This window comes from Zoogloea dura, from assembly GCF_012927165.1.
Taxonomy (GTDB): Bacteria; Pseudomonadota; Gammaproteobacteria; order Burkholderiales; family Rhodocyclaceae; genus Zoogloea; species Zoogloea dura.
Map to the genome: position 1 here is coordinate 24,097 of NZ_JABBGA010000007.1, position 16,256 is coordinate 40,352.

17 protein-coding genes, 1 tRNA gene and 1 other RNA gene are annotated in these 16,256 nt (G+C 67.6%); 9 read left to right on the top strand and 10 right to left on the bottom strand.

The window, feature by feature from the left end:
- Positions 1 to 7 precede the first annotated feature (7 nt).
- Positions 8 to 322 (top strand): helix-turn-helix domain-containing protein, encoded by a 315-nt coding sequence (locus HHL15_RS10470; protein ID WP_169145713.1) that lies wholly within the window; start codon positions 8 to 10, stop codon positions 320 to 322.
- Positions 323 to 339: 17 nt separating this feature from the next.
- Here the strand turns inward: HHL15_RS10470 and HHL15_RS10475 are convergent, their stop codons facing one another.
- The 4 genes from HHL15_RS10475 to HHL15_RS10490 all read right to left on the bottom strand — a co-directional run bounded on the left by HHL15_RS10475 (position 340) and on the right by HHL15_RS10490 (position 3,473).
- Positions 340 to 906, bottom strand: coding sequence for a hypothetical protein (locus HHL15_RS10475; RefSeq protein ID WP_169145714.1), 567 nt, complete (start codon positions 904 to 906; stop codon positions 340 to 342).
- 132 nt (positions 907 to 1,038) lie between these two features.
- On the bottom strand, positions 1,039 to 2,013 hold the full coding sequence (locus HHL15_RS10480; RefSeq protein WP_169145715.1) for an HD domain-containing protein: 975 nt from the start codon (positions 2,011 to 2,013) through the stop codon (positions 1,039 to 1,041).
- On the bottom strand, positions 2,006 to 3,244 hold the full coding sequence (locus HHL15_RS10485) for a site-specific integrase (protein ID WP_169145716.1): 1,239 nt from the start codon (positions 3,242 to 3,244) through the stop codon (positions 2,006 to 2,008). Before HHL15_RS10485 ends, HHL15_RS10480 begins: the two co-directional genes overlap by 8 nt.
- Positions 3,237 to 3,473: a hypothetical protein gene (locus HHL15_RS10490; protein WP_169145717.1), complete on the bottom strand. Its 237-nt coding sequence runs from the start codon at positions 3,471 to 3,473 to the stop codon at positions 3,237 to 3,239. Before HHL15_RS10490 ends, HHL15_RS10485 begins: the two co-directional genes overlap by 8 nt.
- Positions 3,474 to 3,620: 147 nt before the next feature.
- Here HHL15_RS10490 and HHL15_RS10495 point away from each other — a divergent pair, with 147 nt between their 5' ends.
- Complete coding sequence (locus tag HHL15_RS10495; RefSeq protein ID WP_169145718.1) at positions 3,621 to 3,836, top strand: helix-turn-helix domain-containing protein; 216 nt, start codon at positions 3,621 to 3,623, stop codon at positions 3,834 to 3,836.
- Positions 3,837 to 3,984: 148 nt separating this feature from the next.
- Here HHL15_RS10495 and HHL15_RS10500 read toward each other — a convergent pair.
- Positions 3,985 to 4,061 (bottom strand) — tRNA-Arg (locus HHL15_RS10500).
- 146 nt (positions 4,062 to 4,207) lie between these two features.
- Here HHL15_RS10500 and HHL15_RS10505 point away from each other — a divergent pair.
- Entirely contained in the window at positions 4,208 to 4,660 is a 453-nt protein-coding gene (locus tag HHL15_RS10505) for a c-type cytochrome (protein ID WP_169145719.1), read from the top strand.
- Between the two features lie 158 nt (positions 4,661 to 4,818).
- Here the strand turns inward: HHL15_RS10505 and ssrS are convergent.
- The 4 genes from ssrS to HHL15_RS10525 all read right to left on the bottom strand — a co-directional run bounded on the left by ssrS (position 4,819) and on the right by HHL15_RS10525 (position 7,121).
- Positions 4,819 to 5,000, bottom strand: a non-coding RNA gene (gene ssrS, locus HHL15_RS10510) — 6S RNA.
- Positions 5,001 to 5,048: 48 nt separating this feature from the next.
- Positions 5,049 to 5,345 carry a cell division protein ZapA gene (locus HHL15_RS10515; protein ID WP_169145720.1) on the bottom strand — a complete coding sequence of 99 codons (297 nt, stop codon included), beginning with the start codon at positions 5,343 to 5,345 and terminating at the stop codon, positions 5,049 to 5,051.
- 1 nt (position 5,346) lies between these two features.
- Positions 5,347 to 5,574 carry a hypothetical protein gene (locus HHL15_RS10520; protein WP_169145721.1) on the bottom strand — a complete coding sequence of 76 codons (228 nt, stop codon included), beginning with the start codon at positions 5,572 to 5,574 and terminating at the stop codon, positions 5,347 to 5,349.
- Positions 5,575 to 5,606: 32 nt separating this feature from the next.
- Positions 5,607 to 7,121, bottom strand: coding sequence for a cobyric acid synthase (locus tag HHL15_RS10525; RefSeq protein ID WP_169145722.1), 1,515 nt, complete (start codon positions 7,119 to 7,121; stop codon positions 5,607 to 5,609).
- A 40-nt stretch (positions 7,122 to 7,161) separates the two neighbouring features.
- On the opposite strand from HHL15_RS10525, the gene cbiB reads away from it, so the two are divergent.
- From cbiB to HHL15_RS10550, 5 genes are read left to right on the top strand one after another with little or no spacing between them, the layout of a single operon-like run.
- Entirely contained in the window at positions 7,162 to 8,100 is a 939-nt protein-coding gene (gene cbiB, locus HHL15_RS10530; RefSeq protein WP_206198709.1) for an adenosylcobinamide-phosphate synthase CbiB, read from the top strand.
- A complete protein-coding gene (gene cobD, locus HHL15_RS10535) occupies positions 8,093 to 9,064 on the top strand; it encodes a threonine-phosphate decarboxylase CobD (protein WP_169145723.1) in 972 nt (323 codons plus the stop codon). Before cbiB ends, cobD begins: the two co-directional genes overlap by 8 nt.
- Before the next feature lie 11 nt (positions 9,065 to 9,075).
- Positions 9,076 to 9,951 (top strand): cobalamin-binding protein, encoded by an 876-nt coding sequence (locus HHL15_RS10540; protein ID WP_169145724.1) that lies wholly within the window; start codon positions 9,076 to 9,078, stop codon positions 9,949 to 9,951.
- Positions 9,948 to 10,979 (top strand): hypothetical protein, encoded by a 1,032-nt coding sequence (locus HHL15_RS10545; protein ID WP_169145725.1) that lies wholly within the window; start codon positions 9,948 to 9,950, stop codon positions 10,977 to 10,979. Before HHL15_RS10540 ends, HHL15_RS10545 begins: the two co-directional genes overlap by 4 nt.
- Before the next feature lie 56 nt (positions 10,980 to 11,035).
- Positions 11,036 to 11,836 carry a cobalamin-binding protein gene (locus HHL15_RS10550; RefSeq protein ID WP_169145726.1) on the top strand — a complete coding sequence of 267 codons (801 nt, stop codon included), beginning with the start codon at positions 11,036 to 11,038 and terminating at the stop codon, positions 11,834 to 11,836.
- Positions 11,837 to 12,763: 927 nt separating this feature from the next.
- Here the strand turns inward: HHL15_RS10550 and rquA are convergent.
- The gene (gene rquA / locus HHL15_RS10555) at positions 12,764 to 13,453 is read right to left on the bottom strand and encodes a rhodoquinone biosynthesis methyltransferase RquA (protein ID WP_169145727.1); all 690 of its coding nucleotides are present in this window, start codon (positions 13,451 to 13,453) and stop codon (positions 12,764 to 12,766) included.
- 220 nt (positions 13,454 to 13,673) lie between these two features.
- On the opposite strand from rquA, the gene HHL15_RS10560 reads away from it, so the two are divergent.
- Positions 13,674 to 16,256, top strand: coding sequence for a chemotaxis protein CheW (locus tag HHL15_RS10560; RefSeq protein ID WP_169145728.1), 2,583 nt, complete (start codon positions 13,674 to 13,676; stop codon positions 16,254 to 16,256).

Here is a 16,256-nt window from a genome sequence, read left to right on the forward strand (position 1 = left end):
GACGGGGATGGAAGAGAAGTCAGTGTTTGCCAGGCGGCTACGGGCGGCCCGGGAGGCGAGAGGCGTATCGCAAAAGCAGCTCGGCATCCTGGCCGGGATTGACCAGTTCGTTGCCAGTGCGCGGATCAACCAGTACGAGCGGGGCAAGCATGTGCCGGACGTGCAGACGGCGCAGCGGCTGGCCGCAGAACTGAGTGTTCCGGTCTCCTGCTTGTACGAGCCGGATGACGACCTGGCGGAACTGATCCGGCTCTTGGGAGGGTGCTCCCGGGACCAGCTCCGCCAGTTGATCACCCAGCTCGAGACCCTCCAAAGCGCCTGAGCCTGGCTACACGCCGTCTATGTCGGCCCCGACTCCCGTTGTCGGTACAGCGCCTCGATGTGCGCCCGGCACCGCGCATGCATCCGCTGGATCGCACCCAGGACACTGAGCGGTGCGCGGCGCATCGCCCCGGTCCGCTCCGCGTGGCCCGCGTCGGTCAGTGCCCCCTGTACCCACAGGGCGTCCAGCAGCTGGATGGCGAGATCGGCGCGGAGGAAGAGGTCCGCGTAAGCGCTCGCCAGGGGCGTGCGGATATCGGCGCTCAAAAGCTCGACCCGGCCAGATTCGCCCACCTGCAGGCCGGCGGCGTCGAGCTGGGTCCGCGTCCAGTCGATCATCTTCTCGACCTTGTGGCCCTGCTGCGCGATGCAGTCCTTCAGATGTTCCAATTCCTCCAGGGGGTAGGCATCCCGCAGGACGTTGGGCGCATAGACGCACACCGCGTACAGGCGGCGACTGGCCTCTTCAAAGTTCCACTTCCAGACGCCGATCAGGCGCGGATTGGCGAGATCGACGGTTCGGGTGATACAGGTGCCACGCAGGGTCCGAGATTGAGGACGAGCGCGGTCATCATGTTGATCCATGAGAATCTCCAAGCAATTACGAAGGGTGGAATGACGGGACGTCCGCTGTCCGGAACAGCATAGCGAAACGTCTCGATTCCCTAAGCGAGCTGCGGGCGCCGCCGCGGGTGGGTCGCGGCAGCACGGCCAGCCTCACTCCCGCACGACGTAAGGCCGTCCGCCCAGGTGGCGGTGATAGGCACCGAAGCCCCCGTCCCGCGCCGCGTGGCGGCTGACGAGATCAGCCTGGCCCGAGAGGCGATCCACCGTCGACAGGATGTGGGCATCCAGGCTCAGGGGCTCCCGCAGCCCCAGCCAGTCGGGCGCCCCCTTGGCGGCGGTGATGGCATGGAGGAGCGCCAGGTAATGGGCCTCCGGCACGATCACCCGGTGCTGGGCCCGGGCTGCGGCGATCCACTCGAGAATCGTATGCTTGTGGCCCAGCAGCGCCCCGCGTTCCGTCATCTCGTAGCGGCACCGCACCGGATTGAACTTGTACTCTTCGGCCTTACCCGCGTCGTGGAGCAGGCTCGCCGCGATCAGCACAGGCAGATGCACCTCCGCGTGATGGCTACCGAGGGTACGGGCCCGCTCGGCAACTTCCAGCGCATGGCGAAAGTTGCCGTTACGGCCGTTGTGATGCCCCTGGAGCGAACTCGGCCCCTCGAGATAACGCTGGAAGCGCCGCGGCTCCCAGAACACCGCGTTGAAAAGGTGCTGCAGCGGCCGGCTCAGGCTTTCCCAGAAGCGCCCTGCCCGCGCGACGAGCTCCCGATCCCGGACCCAGGCGTGGGGCACCGTGTCGAAGGGATTCAAGCTCGCCTCGGGCCGTTCGAGCTTCACCAGCCGAGCGATCCGGATCGCCCCCAGGGTGCTGGTCGGCCGACCCAGCCAGCGGATCGACACGAGGCTGCCGACGGTCAGGCGGCTGTCCGGATGGCGGCACAGCCATTCGACGCGCAGCACTGCCCGTTCGTGGAAGACGACCGCCACGTTGAGCAGGTTGCGGGCGTCGAAGGGCAGGCGCTCGATCGACTGGATCCGGAAGACCGGCGGCAGGCGGTCGATGACGTGATCCGGCTGGGGAAGCTGGTTCAGGGAAAACACAGTTTTGCGGGCATCAGACATGGCGGGGCTCCTCGACGGGATTCACGGGCAAGGGGGTGTCGGCAATCGACTGGGTGATCAGGCGCTCGAAGGCCGAACCATCCCGGCGGGTCAGGTTGGGGACGTAGCGGGAGTAGACCCGGAACAGCATCTCGGTCGTCGTGTGGCCGAGCTGCCGCGCGATCCACTCCGGCGCCTCGCCGGCGGCGAGCCACAGGGTGGCCGCCGTGTGCCGGCATTGGTAGGGCCGTCGCTTCTTGAGCCCCAGGTGACGGAGGAGGGGATACCAGACCCGGTTCGTCACGTTCTTGTGGTCAAGGGGCTTGCCGAGCCGGTTGCAGAACACGAACTCCGACACCTTGCCGGTCGCGGCCTGCTGGCGCTTCAGGGCCTCAAAGACGAGCTGGCTCATCTGGATGTCCCGCTGCGAGCCGTCGGTCTTGGTGTACTCCTCGTCGCCGAGGACCACCGTTTCCCGCACGAGGATCAGCCGGCGCTCGAAATCCACGTACTTCCACTTCAGCCCATCCACCTCGCCGGTGCGCATCCCGGTGAAGAAGCGCACTGTGAAGTAGTCGCGGAAATCCTCCCGCACCGTGGCGAGGATGGATCGCACGTCCTCGAGGGAGAAGGGATCCACATCGGTGCGCTTGATGCGCAACTGTTTGATGTTCTGGCAAGGCGTGGGAAAATTAAAGCGGTCGGCCGCTTCGTTGAGGATTTGCCTGAGCGGGTTCAGCATCTTGTTGATCCGTGCAGCAGACAGCTTTGTTTCCTTGCCCCGCGCGGTTACTTTGCCGAGTTCGGCGCGGTAGGCAAGTACGTCAGCCTTGGTGATCTGGCCGACCGCCTTCTCCCCAAAGCGGGAAATCAGGCTGTCGAGTTCCCGACGGACGGTGATCCGGTGGGACTTGCGCCACTCCACCTCCTTCTCCAGATACCAAGTCTCCGCGAAGTCCTTGAAGAGGGGCGTCGGGGAGGCCGTGGGTGCGCTTGGTGCTGCCACGGTCACAGTGGCGGTCCCCGCCGGTGCGGCGTCGAAACGCGCGGCGTTCTTGCTGGCCGGGAAGTAGCGCCGGTAGTCGAAGGTGCCGGCGGCGATGTCGGCTTCGATGCGGTCGAGGAGCTTCTGAACCTTTTTCCGGTTGGTGGCCGTGTCGGGAAGCGCAGTCTGTTCCCGGCAGCGGATATCCCTGTAGCGGAAATCCAGAAAGAGTAGGTTGTTGTCGGTTCGCCGACGAATACTACCCATGGCACACACCTCCGTTTGCCATCGGAATAGAGAAGCTCGTGTCAGCTGACTTCAGGCCCATGTCCCGTTCAATGTGTTCCCAGATGTAGAGGATCTTCCTGCCGCCAAAAGGCCGGATGTAGTGCTTGCCTTCAAGAAGGACGCTGTCCTTGAGGCGTTCGCGGATGGTTCTTGAGTCGTACTTGATGAGGCCCGACAGTTCGTCGGTAGTGAGGTAGGTCAGTGACATGACAGTCTCCAAGAATTAAAATCACGCAGAACTTCAAAAACACATCTAGCTGGGTGTTTTGTCGTTCTGAATGACATTCTATCTCTCAGAAAGTCGTTGTCAATCTATTTTTGTCATTCAAGATGACTTTTTGTTTTGGAGGAAAGAATGATCCGATGTCACCTGTCCCGGATGATGGGCGAGCGAAAGCTCAAGATTGCTGACGTAGCCCGTGAAACAGGCCTTCACCGCAACACGATTACCTTGCTCTACAACGAGACGGCCAACCGGGTGGACATGGAGACGATCGACCGCCTCTGCGACTTGTTTGCGTGCGGGGTGGGGGATCTGTTTGAGCGAATGCCTGACGACTCGGCTTCGTGAAAACGAAGGCACGGAAAGCAGAACTCAAAACCGTGCCTCGGGGGAAAAGCTGCCGGAGCGTAGGGCACGGCATGGGCACAGGATGGGCACGGCGTAGGCACAAAACAAAAATGGGCTAGATCCTCAAGATCTAACCCATTGATTTGTTTGGCGCGCCCGACACGATTCGAACGTGTGACCCCTGCCTTCGGAGGGCAGTACTCTATCCAGCTGAGCTACGGGCGCGCGGTGCTTCTTGCTTCTTGATGCGTTGCGTGGGGCGCAGGATAGCGCGAATCGATGCAGGAGTCCATGCTTTGCCTGACAGAAGATGAATAGCCCCGCTATAATTAATGTTTTACCCCATTTAGCCCGTACTCGAGGAATTCAGAATGTCGGATTTTCGTAGTTCCCCCGTCCGTTCCTTTGCGCGGATTGCGCTTTCTGTCGGTGTGGCGGCCCTGGCGACTCAGCTTGTGGGCTGTGGCAAGAAGGCGGCTGTTGACGAAGAACTGGCAGCCAAGCTGACCCAGCCGGTAGCCAGTGTTTCGCTGCAGGCCGCGCCGGCTGCCGCGCCGGGTAGCCGTACGGGCGAGCAGATCTACACCTCCGTGTGTGGCGCCTGTCATGAGAGCGGCGCTGCCGGTGCGCCGAAGGCGGGTGACAAGGGTGCCTGGGCTCCGCGTCTGGCCCAGGGTTACGATGGCCTGGTGAAGTCGGCTGCTGCCGGCAAGAACGCCATGCCTCCGAAGGGCGGCGCAGCCGACCTGACCGACAACGAGCTGAAGCGTGCAGTGGCCTTCCTGGCCAACAAGGCTGGCGCGGGCTTCAAGGCTCCGGACTGAGTGTGGGACATTGCCGGGGGAGCTGCGGCTCCCTGGCAGGCTTGTGAGCGGTCTGCGAGTCTGCGGGCCGATGCAAGGGCAGGAGCAGCAAGGCAGAAGAACAAAGAAAAAGGCACAAAGCAAAAGGCGCAGACCGTGGTCTGCGCCTTTTGCTTGTTGGGTCCCCCGCGCATGCCGTCAGGCCTTCATCCTGAACCGGAGTTCAGGGGGGCCGCATCCCTTCCGCATCAGGCACACTCGACGAGGAGCGCGCACACCAGCGGTTTCAATGGTCAGCGACCCATGTCACGTAGACATTGGTTCAAGGAGTCTTAAGCCTTGACCAACACCGCAGGGGATTAACTGAAACCTGTGTTGCCCGGTGACTCCGGGGTGTTCCTGGGGTTGTTCAGAAGAGCGTTTCCTGCTCTGCCAGGGCACCGTCGAGTCGACCGTTGATGCGTTCGATTCTACGCTTGAGCGTGGGGATGTCAAACCCGCCGGCACGCTGAAATTGCAGAAATTCGTGAGTGATGTTGAGGGCCGTCATGACCGCCAGCCGTTCGCCGGCCGAGTTGGTCTTGCCGGCGAGATCGCGCATTTTTTCGTCGAGGTAGGTCACCGCGGCGAGCAGGGCGTCCTTCTCTTCGGGTTTGCAGGCGACCCGGTACTCGCGCCCCAGCAGCTTGATGTCGAGGTGTTCCATCTCAGGCCTCCGGGATGCGGGCGAGCAGCGCTTCGAGGCGGCTGCCGACCAGTCCGAGCTTGTCGTTGAGTTCGCGGTTAGCGTTTTCGAGGGCGTCGACCTGTTCCTGCAGCTGGCGCTTGTCTGCCTGGGCTGCGGTGAATTGGCCGTGCAGCCGCGCCTGCTCGGAAGCGTGGCGGCTGATCAGTTGTTCGAGCTTTTGTTCGAGTGAGGCGAGTTCTGCGTCCATGCGGGAATGTTAGAGAGGGGCAGGGGGTGCGGTCAAGGGAGCCCGGTGGCAGATGACGTCCGCAAGGCGCTGGAGGCCGCGCCGGGACCGAAGCAGTCGGCCAGCCGATCCAGGTGCAGGCTGGTTTCCAGGCTGTCGGCGAGGCGGTCGAGGTCGGCTTCGCGGCGGGCGGACAGGTCGACCCGGACTGCGTCGTTAACACCGGCCCAGGCGAGCAGGGCGGCCAGGGCGTCCGGGTGGTCGAACACGCCATGCACATAGGTGCCGAGGATCTGCCCGTCTGCGCTCAGCACGCCGTCGGCCCGTAGAGTGCTGCCGAGCAGGGCGCTGGGCTGTTCCAGGGCCGGGCCGCGGGTGACTCCCATGTGGATCTCGTAGCCCTGGACGGTCGGCTGGCCGGGCAGCTGGAGGGTGCCGGTGACGTTGACCAGCTGTTTCTCGGCTTCCAGCACGGTTTCGGCGTCGATCAGGCCCAGGCCGGCGACGCTGGCGGGGCGGCCTTCGAGGCCCAGGGGGTCGTGCAGCTGGCGGCCCAGCATCTGGTAGCCGCCGCAGATGGCAACCAGCTTGCCGCCGTAGCGCAGGTGGCGCCGGAGGGCCTCGTCCCAGCCCTGGGCGCGCAGCCAGGCCAGGTCGGCCTGGACGGCCTTGGAGCCGGGCAGCACGATCAGGTCGGCGGGCGGGATGGCCTGGCCGGGGCCGACCCAGCTGAAGTCCACCTGGGGGTGCAGGCGCAGGGCGTCCAGGTCGGTGTGGTTTGAAATGCGCGGATACACCGGGGCGACCACCCGCAGGCGGGCCTCGCCTTTCTCGGCGCGGGCGTCGGCGAGGGCGTCCTCGGCGTCGAGGAACAGGCCGTGCAGATAGGGCAGTACGCCCAGCACCGGGCGCCCGGTGCGTGCCTCCAGCCAGTCCAGGCCCGACTGCAGCAGGCCGATGTCGCCGCGGAAGCGATTGATCACAAAACCCTTCACGCGGGCCTGCTCGGAGGGGGAGAGCAGCTCCAGGGTGCCTACAAGGTGGGCGAAGACGCCGCCGCGGTCGATGTCGGCGACCAGGATCACCGGGCAGTCCACCTCCTCGGCGAAGCCCATGTTGGCGATGTCCCGGTCGCGCAGGTTGATCTCGGCCGGGCTGCCGGCGCCTTCGACGAGCACGGCCTCGTAGGCGTCGGCCAGGCGGCCGTAGCTCTCGAGCACGGCGGCCATCGCCCGGGGCTTGTAGTCGTGGTAGTCCCGCGCCGACAGGTTGGCCACGGGGTGGCCGTGGATGATGACCTGGGCGCCGATGTCGCTGGAGGGCTTGAGCAGCACCGGGTTCATGTCGGTGTGCGGTTCGAGGCCGGCGGCAATCGCCTGCAGGGCCTGGGCGCGGCCGATTTCGCCACCGTCCACCGTCACCGCGGAGTTGAGCGCCATGTTCTGCGGCTTGAAGGGGGCCACCTGCACGCCGCGCCGCTTGAGCAGGCGGGCCAGGCCGGCGACCAGGGTGCTCTTGCCGGCATCGGAGGTGGTGCCCTGAACCATCAGGGTGCGGGCTTGACGCATGACTTACAATCCAGGGTGCAAAAAAGTTTCTGATTATCCCATGCTCGTCCTGCTTCTCGCCGCCCTGTTCCCGATCGCCATGCCCATGGCCCTCGGCCTGCTTCTCGACCGCCTGCTGGGCGAACCCCGGCGCTTCCATCCACTGGTGGGCTTTGGCCGCTATGCGGCAGCCGTCGAACGCCTGCTGCGGCGCCTCGGCAGCAATCGGGCGGCGGGCCTGCTGGCCTGGAGCGTCGCCGTATTGCCCTGGGTGGCGCTGGCCGGCTCCGTGCATGCGGAGGGCGGCTGGTTGGCTCTGGCGCTGGATGTGGGCCTGCTGTACTTCGCCCTCGGCAAGCGCAGCCTGGCCGAGCATGCCCGGGCGGTAGCCGTGCCGCTGGCCGCCGGCGACCTGGCCGGTGCGCGGGAGCGCCTGTCCTGGATCGTCTCGCGGGATACCGCCGGCCTGGATGAATCCGGCGTGGCCAAGGCCACCGTCGAGTCGGTGTTGGAGAACGGCAACGACGCCATCTTCGGGGCCCTGCTGTGGTTCGCCCTGCTGGGTGGGCCGGGGGCGCTGCTGTTCCGCCTGGCCAACACCCTGGATGCGATGTGGGGCTACCGCACCGAGCGTTACCTGCGCTTCGGCTGGGCCGCGGCGCGCATCGATGACGTGCTCAACTTCATCCCGGCCCGCCTCACGGCGCTCAGCTACGCCCTGCTTGGCCACACCGCGCGGGCCCTGCACTGCTGGCGCACCCAGGCGCCGGCCTGGGACAGCCCCAATGCCGGCCCGGTGATGGCTTCCGGCGCCGGGGCGCTGGACGTCTGCCTCGGCGGCCCGGCGGTCTACCACGGCCGCCTGGAAACCCGTCCGCCGCTGGGCGAGGGTGCCCCGGCCAAGGCTGGCGACATCGACAAGGCCCTGGCGCTGGTCAATAACAGCGTCTGGCTGTGGTTGCTGGCGGTGGCTGCGGCGAGCGCCTTCATCCATGCTTGAGCACGGCGGGCGACTGCGCCGGGCGGCGCAGCAGTACGCCATTCCGCTGGCCGACTGGGTGGATCTGTCCACCGGCATCAACCCCTTCGCCTGCCCGCTGCCGGCCGTGCCGGCCGAGGCCTGGCAGCGCCTGCCGGAGGACGACGACGGCCTGGCCGAGGCGGCTGCGGCCTTCTATGGCAGCCCGCTGCTGCTGCCGGTGGCGGGCTCCCAGGCGGCGATCCAGGCTCTGCCGGCCTGCTTTTCGGCGGGGCGGGTGCTGACCCTCGCGCCCACCTACGCCGAGCATCCCCACGCCTGGCGTGATCATCAGCTCGTCGCGCTGCCCGCCGCCGGGATGGATGCGGCGGTGACGGACGCAGACACCGTGCTGCTGGTGCAGCCCAACAACCCTGACGGCCAGCGTTTCCCCCGCGAGCAGCTGCTCGACTGGCGGGCCCGCCTGGCGGCCCGTGGTGGCCGCCTGATCGTTGACGAAGCCTTCCTCGATGCCGAGCCCGCTGACAGCCTGGTGCCCCTGGCCGGCACGCCCGGCCTGGTGGTGCTACGTTCGCTGGGCAAGTTCTTCGGCCTGGCCGGGGCGCGGGTCGGCTTTGTCTTTGCCGAACCGGAGCTGCTGGCGGCACTGGCTGAACGCCTGGGGCCATGGCCGATCTCCGGCCCGGCCCGGGTGGTGGCCACCGTGGCCCTCGCCGACCGGGCCTGGCAGGCCGCCGCGCGGGAGCAGCTACAGGCCGGAAGTCGGCGCCTGGCGGCCCTGCTGGACCGCCACGGCCTGACCGGCGGAGCGGGAACGGCCCTGTTCCAGTGGCGTCCAACGCCCGCCGCCGCGGACATCCACGCGCGCCTGGCGGAGCAGGGCATCCTGACCCGCCTGTTTACCTCCCCCGCCGGCCTGCGCTTTGGCCTGCCGGGTTCCGAAACCGAATGGAGCCGCCTGCAGGCGGCCCTCGCCCGACTGTGAGACAGCCTTCCATGCGCCTGCGCCACCTCGCCTTCAGCCTTCTTGTTTTCAGTGGCCTTGCCCGGGCCGATGTGGACCTGACCGACGACCAGGGGAAGCCCGTCCACCTTGCCCAGCCGGCCCGCCGCATCGTCAGCCTGGCGCCCCATGTCACCGAGCTGCTGTATGCGGCCGGCGCGGGCGAGCGGGTGGTCGGGGCGGTGCAGTACAGCGACTACCCGGAGGCCGCGAAGAAGGTGGCGCGGGTCGGCAGCTACACCGCGGTGGACATGGAAAAGGTGGTGGCCCTCAAGCCCGACCTGGTGGTGGCCTGGAAGAGCGGCAACCGCGACGCCCACCTCGACAAGCTGCGCGGGCTGGGCATCCCGGTCTTCATCAACGAGCCACGCAAGATCGACGACGTGGCCCGCAGCCTGTCCCAGTTCGGCCGCCTTGCCGGCACCGAGGCTGTCGCCGAGCCAGCCGCCAAGGCCTTCCGCGAGCGTTACGCGGCGCTGGCCGCCCGGTACTCGGCGCGGCCCAAGGTGCGCACCTTCTACGAGATCTGGAACCGTCCCCTGATGACCATCAACGGCGAGCACCTGATCGCCGACGTGATGCGCCTGTGCGGCGGCGAGAACGTCTTTGCCAAGCTGCCGGTGCTGGCCCCGGCCATCGACGTGGAGGCCGTGCTGGCGGCCCAGCCCGAGGCCATCGTGGCCAGCGGGATGGGCGAGGCGCGCCCGGAGTGGCTGGATGACTGGCGCAAATGGACCAAGCTGCCGGCGGTGGCCCGCGGCAACCTCTTCTTCATCCCGCCGGACCAGATCCAGCGCCACACGCCGCGCATCCTGGATGGCGCCGAGCGCCTCTGCGGCCAGCTCGAAGAAGCCCGGGAGCGGCGATGAGGCGCGGGCCGGGTCTGTCCCTGCTGCTGCTTGCCCTGGCCCTGCCTGGCGCTGCCGCCGAGGCGGGCCCCTTGCCCGGCGAGACGCTGACGCGCATCGGCCAGGTGGCGGCGATCCCGGCCGACCAGCGTCAGGTGCCCGGGTTTGCCGGCGCCTGGCGGCCGGCCGCCGCCCAGGGCAAGGTGATCGACTGGATCAAGGGCCTGCAGGAGCGTGCCACGCCGGCCTGCCGGGAGCTGCGGGTCATCGACACCGTTCAGGCGGCGCCGGACCTCATCGAGGGCGGTGCCCGGCCGACCCACCACGCGCTGGAGTCATGGGAGGTCGAAGCCTGCGGCAAGGCCCTGCGTTATGACGTGTGGTACCGTTTCGAGAAAGGGGCGTCGCGGCTGGTGGTGGTCGATGCCAAGGGCGCCGACTTCCAGGCCGAGCTGGACCCGCCCTACCGGCGCCTGCGCGAGCTGGCCGAGGCCCGGCGTGCCGAGGAGGCCGGCGGCAAGGCGCGCTGGCTCAATCTGCCGCTGCCGCCCGATACGCTGCCGGTGGCCAATCGCAGCGATGGCCGGGGCTGGTTGGCGGATTTCGCGCCCTTGGGTGAAACCCTGCAGGACTGGACCCAGCTGGTGTCGGTGCAGGGCCTTCCCCGGGTGAGCGGCAACGGTCAGGCCGTGGCGCTGCTGGAGGGCATGCAGAAGGCGCGGGCTGCTCGCTGCGGCGTGCCCGCCGGCGAGGTGGATCTCCAGCCGCCGGGCAGCAATGCGTCCCACGGCGTGGTGGCGGGCACCTACCTGCTGTGCCCGCAGGTGCCCGGCACCAATTACGCCGAGATGGCGGTGGTCAAGGCCATCGAAGGCCCCGACTGGCTCTACGTGGTGCAGCGGGCCTGGCGTCTGCCGTCCGATTCGGCGGAGGCCGTGCGCCGCGCCAGCCGCCAACCCCGCGAGGCCGCCGAAGCCTTCCTGGCCAAGGTGCAGCTGTGCAACCCGGCGCTCGAGCGGAGCGCCTGCCCGGCCCCCTTCCCCCGCTGATCCCGCTGATCCCACTGACCCCACTGACCCCGCTGATCTTCCGATAGAGAACCGCCATGTCCCGTCTGCCCCGGCGCATCGTCTGCCTGTCCACCGAAACGGTCGAAGTGCTCTACCTGCTGGGCGAGGAGGCGCGCATCGCCGGCATCTCCGGCTTCACCACCCACCCGCCGCGGGCCCGCAAGGAGAAGCCCAAGGTCAGCGGCTTCTCCAGCGCGAAGATCGAGCGCATCCTGGCCGTCGAGCCGGATCTGGTGCTGGCCTTTTCCGATCTGCAGGGCGAGATTGCCCGTGACCTGGTCAAGGCCGGCGTGGCCGTGCATGTGTTCAACCACCGCAGCGTCGATGGCATCCTGGCCATGATCGAAACCGTCGGCCGCCTGGTGGGGGCCGAAGCCCGGGCGCTGGCGCTGGTGGCCGGGCTGGAGCAGAGCATCGCCCGGATCCGTGCCGAGGGCGAGGCTCGGGTCGCCCGCCTGGGGCGCCGTCCGTGGGTGTACTTCGAGGAGTGGAACGAGCCGTTGATCACCGGCATCCGCTGGGTCTCGGAGCTGATCGGGATCGCCGGCGGCGAGGACTGCTTCGGTGAGCTGTCGGTGCATCCCAATGCCCGCGACCGCATCCTGGCCGACCCTGCGGTGGTGATTCCGCGGGCGCCCGAGCTGGTCATCGGCTCCTGGTGCGGCAAGCACTTCCAGCCCGGCCACGTCACCGCCCGCCCGGGCTGGGACGCGGTGCCGGCAGTGCGCGACGGGCACGTCTACGAGATCAAGTCGGCGATCCTGCTGGCACCCGGCCCCGCCGCCATCCGCGAAGGCCTGCCCGCCATCGCGGCCTGCCTCGACCGGCTGGGCTGAGGGATGCAGGGGCGTTGCAGGGCCCCAGGAGACCTGCGGAGGCCCGCCGTCGGCTCCCGGAGCATCGACGTCGACCCTCGATCGCCCTTTTTCAGGGCGACGAGGCTGATCGCTGCGTCGCTGGCGATCAAAAAAGAGGCGGTGGAGATCCTCGCCGAGGGCTGTGGGGGAATGCGGTCAGCACTTTGTGTTCGAGCTGGTGTGCCTTTACTGGGCGGCTTTCATTTTTTCCGCCTTGAATTGGCCGGGAATTCGCCCCGGCGGGCGACCTTCTTTCTTGCTTCGCCAAGAAAGAAGGCAAAGAAGGCGACCCGCCTCCCCGGTCATTCGCTTACGCGAATGACTCCCCTGCGCTGCTCACGGCAGGCGGCCGGCGCGGAACTCGCCCTGCGGGCTCAGACAGCCGCGCCGGACTTCCCCGCCTGCCGTTCCGCTGCTCGGCGGGTCGGAACGGGCTTTTCGCAAACACCGCGCGTTTGCTGAAGCAGAGCTTGATGATCAACGCACAAGCAAAACCCCAGCGTCTCGCAGCCACCGGTCTTTCCGCAGAGGCTCGGTGCTTGCTGAAAGCCCGTTCTGACCCGCCGAGCAGCGCAGCAGCGGGCGGGGCTTTCCGGCGCGGCTGTTTGAGGAGGCGCAGCCGACGAGTTCCGCGTCGGCCGCCCGATGCGAGCAGCGCAGGGGAGTCGTCCGCGCAGCGGACGACCGGGGAAGCCGGGTCGCCTTTCTTTCCCCCTTTCTTTGGCGACGCAAAGAAAGGGGTCGCCCGCCGGGGCGAATTCCCGGCCAATCCAACGTAAAACAACGGAAAGCCGGCCAGCAAAGGCACAAACGCAGTGTGACCACCAAGACAAGCTGTACAACACCCTCTTCAGCCGCCCGCAGGATCGGAGTCCGCGAGCGGCTGAGCCCGCTCCTGCCTGTCCCTCAGGCACTGCGGCGTACGCCGACCACCTTCTGGTACAGGCCGCCGAAGTAGGTTTCCTTGTGCCATTCGAAGGCGGCGCATTCCGGCACCAGGCGGTCGATGGAGTCGGCCAGCAGGGAGTTGGCGAAGGGCTCCAGGTAGCGGAAGACCATGGCCATCACCGGCCGCATGGGGTGCCACCAGCGCGGCTGGTGGTAGTCCACGAAGACGATCCGGCCGCCCGGTTCCACCGCGTCGAGGAGGTTGCTGACGATGAGGCGGCGGGCGTGGGACGGTACTTCGTGGAGCAGGAAGAAGCAGCACACCGCGTTGAAGACTTCGCCCACCGGCTCGGCCAGGTCGGCCACGTGGGCGCTGGCGTGGGGCCAGCCGGCCAGCTTGCGCCGGGTGTTGGCGATCTGGATCGGGGCTACGTCGAGCACTGTCAGTTGGCCGCTGTCGCCCAGCCGGCGCGCCAGCCGCTGGGAAAAATCGCCATACACCGCGGCGGCCTGCAGGACACGCTGGCCCGGCTCGAATTCCGCCACGGCCCGGTTCATCAGCCGCGAGGCATTACCCCACAGAATGGCGGACACCACCACCGGGCTGTCCAGCCAGGGCACGGTCCGGTGATCCAGGTAGGCCCAGGTGTAGGTGTCCCGCAGGTAGTCGGGCAATTTGGAAGCTGCTGCGGAGCTGGATTCGCGCATGGCTCGTCTTGGTGGATGGCAGGTGGCGGCAGCGCGGTATGGGCCCGAGAGCCGCATTCCGTCTGGATCTTGTCCGCATGATACGGCGATGCGCCCTTGCCGGGGAGGCGCACCGGTTGAATTGTTGCGCTGCAGAAATTATTTTTTCCGGAGACTAAACCTCGAAGGGTGCCCGCCGTAATGTTTTGCTGACCTTGTATTCCCGATGGAGAACCGAACAATGGCAAGCTGGAAGGGCGTGGATTTCGATGGCGACCTGGCGCGCATCGTCCGCCATATGGTCGAGGTGGAAACCTACCGGGAGTCCCTGCAGTCGCTCCAGGCGGTGTGGGACAACCTGACGGTGCTCGGCCAGCTGTCGGGCACCGGCACCGAGATCACCGGCATGCGGGCGGCCTTCGCCCAGCTCACCGGCACCCTGCTCAACAGCCTGGCCACCGAGTCGCGCCGCAAGGTGGCTGAAGACCTGGGCTCGCGGGCCCAGGTGAGCATCGACATCCTGATCCGCAACCTCTTCGAGCGTACCGCCGACATTGGCTTCCTGGCCACCGACAGCGATCTGTGTGCCTTTGTGGAAGCGGCCAGCGCCGGCCAGGTGAGCGACCGCCAGCGCATCCTGGCGCGCTTCCAGGAATACGTGGCCAAGTACTCGGTGTATTCGGACATCCTGCTCCTCGACCGCCATGGCAGCGTGCTGTGCCAGCTGGACGAGGCCCACCCGGTTGAACATTCCGCTGATCCGCTGATCCGCGAGGCGCTGACCGCCGATGCCGCCTACGTGGAGCGCTACGGCCCCACCGACCTGCAGCCCGGCGCCGGCCCGGCCCTGATCTACGCCTGGCGCGTCTGCCCGCCCGGTGGTGGCGGGGCGGCGGGGGTGCTGTGCCTGGTGTTCCGCTTTGCCAACGAATGCGAGGGAATCTTCCGCAACCTGCGCGCCGGCGACGACTGGAGCGTGATCACCGTGCTCGACGACGCCGGCCGGGTGCTGGCCTCCAGCGACCCCTGGCAGGTCCCGGTCGGGGCACCGCTTGAGACCTGCGACGATTCGTCCTGCCGCATCATCCGCTTTGCCGGACGCGAATACATGGCCGCCACCCGGGCGACGCGGGGCTACCAGGGCTACTTCGGCCCCGGCTGGCGCGGCCACGTGATGGTGCCCCTCGAGTACGCCTTCGAGGCCCCCGCGGTGCGGGCCCTGGAGAACGTCCCGGCGCCCGTGCTGGCCCAGGTGATGGAGAGCCCGGCGCTGTTCTCCGAGGCCCTCCAGCTGATCCCGCGGCAGGCCGACGCGATCCAGAGGGAGCTCAACCGCGCGGTGTGGAACGGCAATGTGCGGCAGAGCCGCCAGGGGAAGGCGGCCCAAGGCATCAACGCGTCCTTCTCGAAGACCCTGCTGTGGGAGATCAGCAACACCGGCGTGCGCACCAAGGACATCTTCGAGCGCTCGATCGCCAATCTGCACGAGACGGTGGTGTCCACCATCCTGCGCGACTGTGCCGGGCGGGCCGCGCTGGCCATCGACATCATGGACCGCAACCTCTACGAGCGGGCCAACGACTGCCGCTGGTGGGCGCTGACCACCGCCTTCCGGGAAGCCCTGGCGGCGGGCATGGCCGGCGCCGAGGCGGCCCGCCGCCTGAGCCCCATCCTGCGCACCATCAACAGCCTGTACACGGTGTATACCAACCTGATCCTGTTCGACGAAGTTGGCACGGTGCTGGCGGTGTCCAGCCCGGACAGTGAGGCCCTGGTCGGCCAGACACTCGAGGAGGAGTGGGTGCGTCGCACCCTGATGCTCGACAACCCGCAGGCTTATTGCGTGTCGGCCTTTGCCCCGACGCCCCTGTACGGGGGGCGGCCCACCTACATCTACGGTGCCGCCGTGCGCCACCCGGTGCATACCCACCAGGTGGTCGGCGGCATCGCCATTGTCTTTGATGCGGCGCCTCAGCTCGCGGCCATGCTCAGCGACTCCCTGCCGCAGGCGGCGCCGGATGATCCCCATGCGGGCGTGGCCATCTTCGCCGGCAGCGACGGCCGGGTGATCGCCGCCTCCGATCCGAGCCTGCCGGCGGGCACGCCGCTGGCCTTGCCGGAGGCCTGTTTCGCCCTGGCGCCCGGCGCGTCCTACAGCGGCATCGTCGCCCATGACGGCCGGTTGCATGCCGTGGCGGCACGCATGTCGGCGGGCTACCGGGAATACAAGGGACCCGACGATGCCTACCGCAATGACGTGCTGGCGCTGATGCTGATTCCCCTGACCGATGCGGACGAGGCAGCCGTTGCCCATGCCGCGCCGGTTCGCCGCAGCGCGGCCAGCCGTCTGCAGGGCAAGCCCGACGAGGTGAGCGTCGAGCTGGCCACCTTCCATATCGGCGGTAACTGGTACGGCATGCACTCCGGTGACATCGTCGAGTCCATCGACGTGCAGCGCATCACCAGCCTGCCGGGCTTGCCGGCCCATGTGCGGGGCTGTGTGATGTACGAGGGCGACCCGATCATGGTGGTGGATCTGCGCGACTACGTGAATGGCGCGCCCAACGGCGCAGCGAGCCAGATCGTGATCGTCAAGGGGGCCACCAACGGCCAGCTGCTGGGCTTGCTGGTGGATGAGCTGGGCGAGATCCCGGAGGTGCCGGTGTCCCTGATCCAGCCGGTGGCCGGCCTCTTCCAGGGCAGCGCGAGCCTGGTGGACAGCATCGTCAAGACCGATGGCGGGCTGGGCGGCGGCCTGTTGCTGCTGTTGTCCGCCGACAAGCTGGCGGCCCGCCTGGGCGGCGAGCTGGCGGTCGAGGCCTGA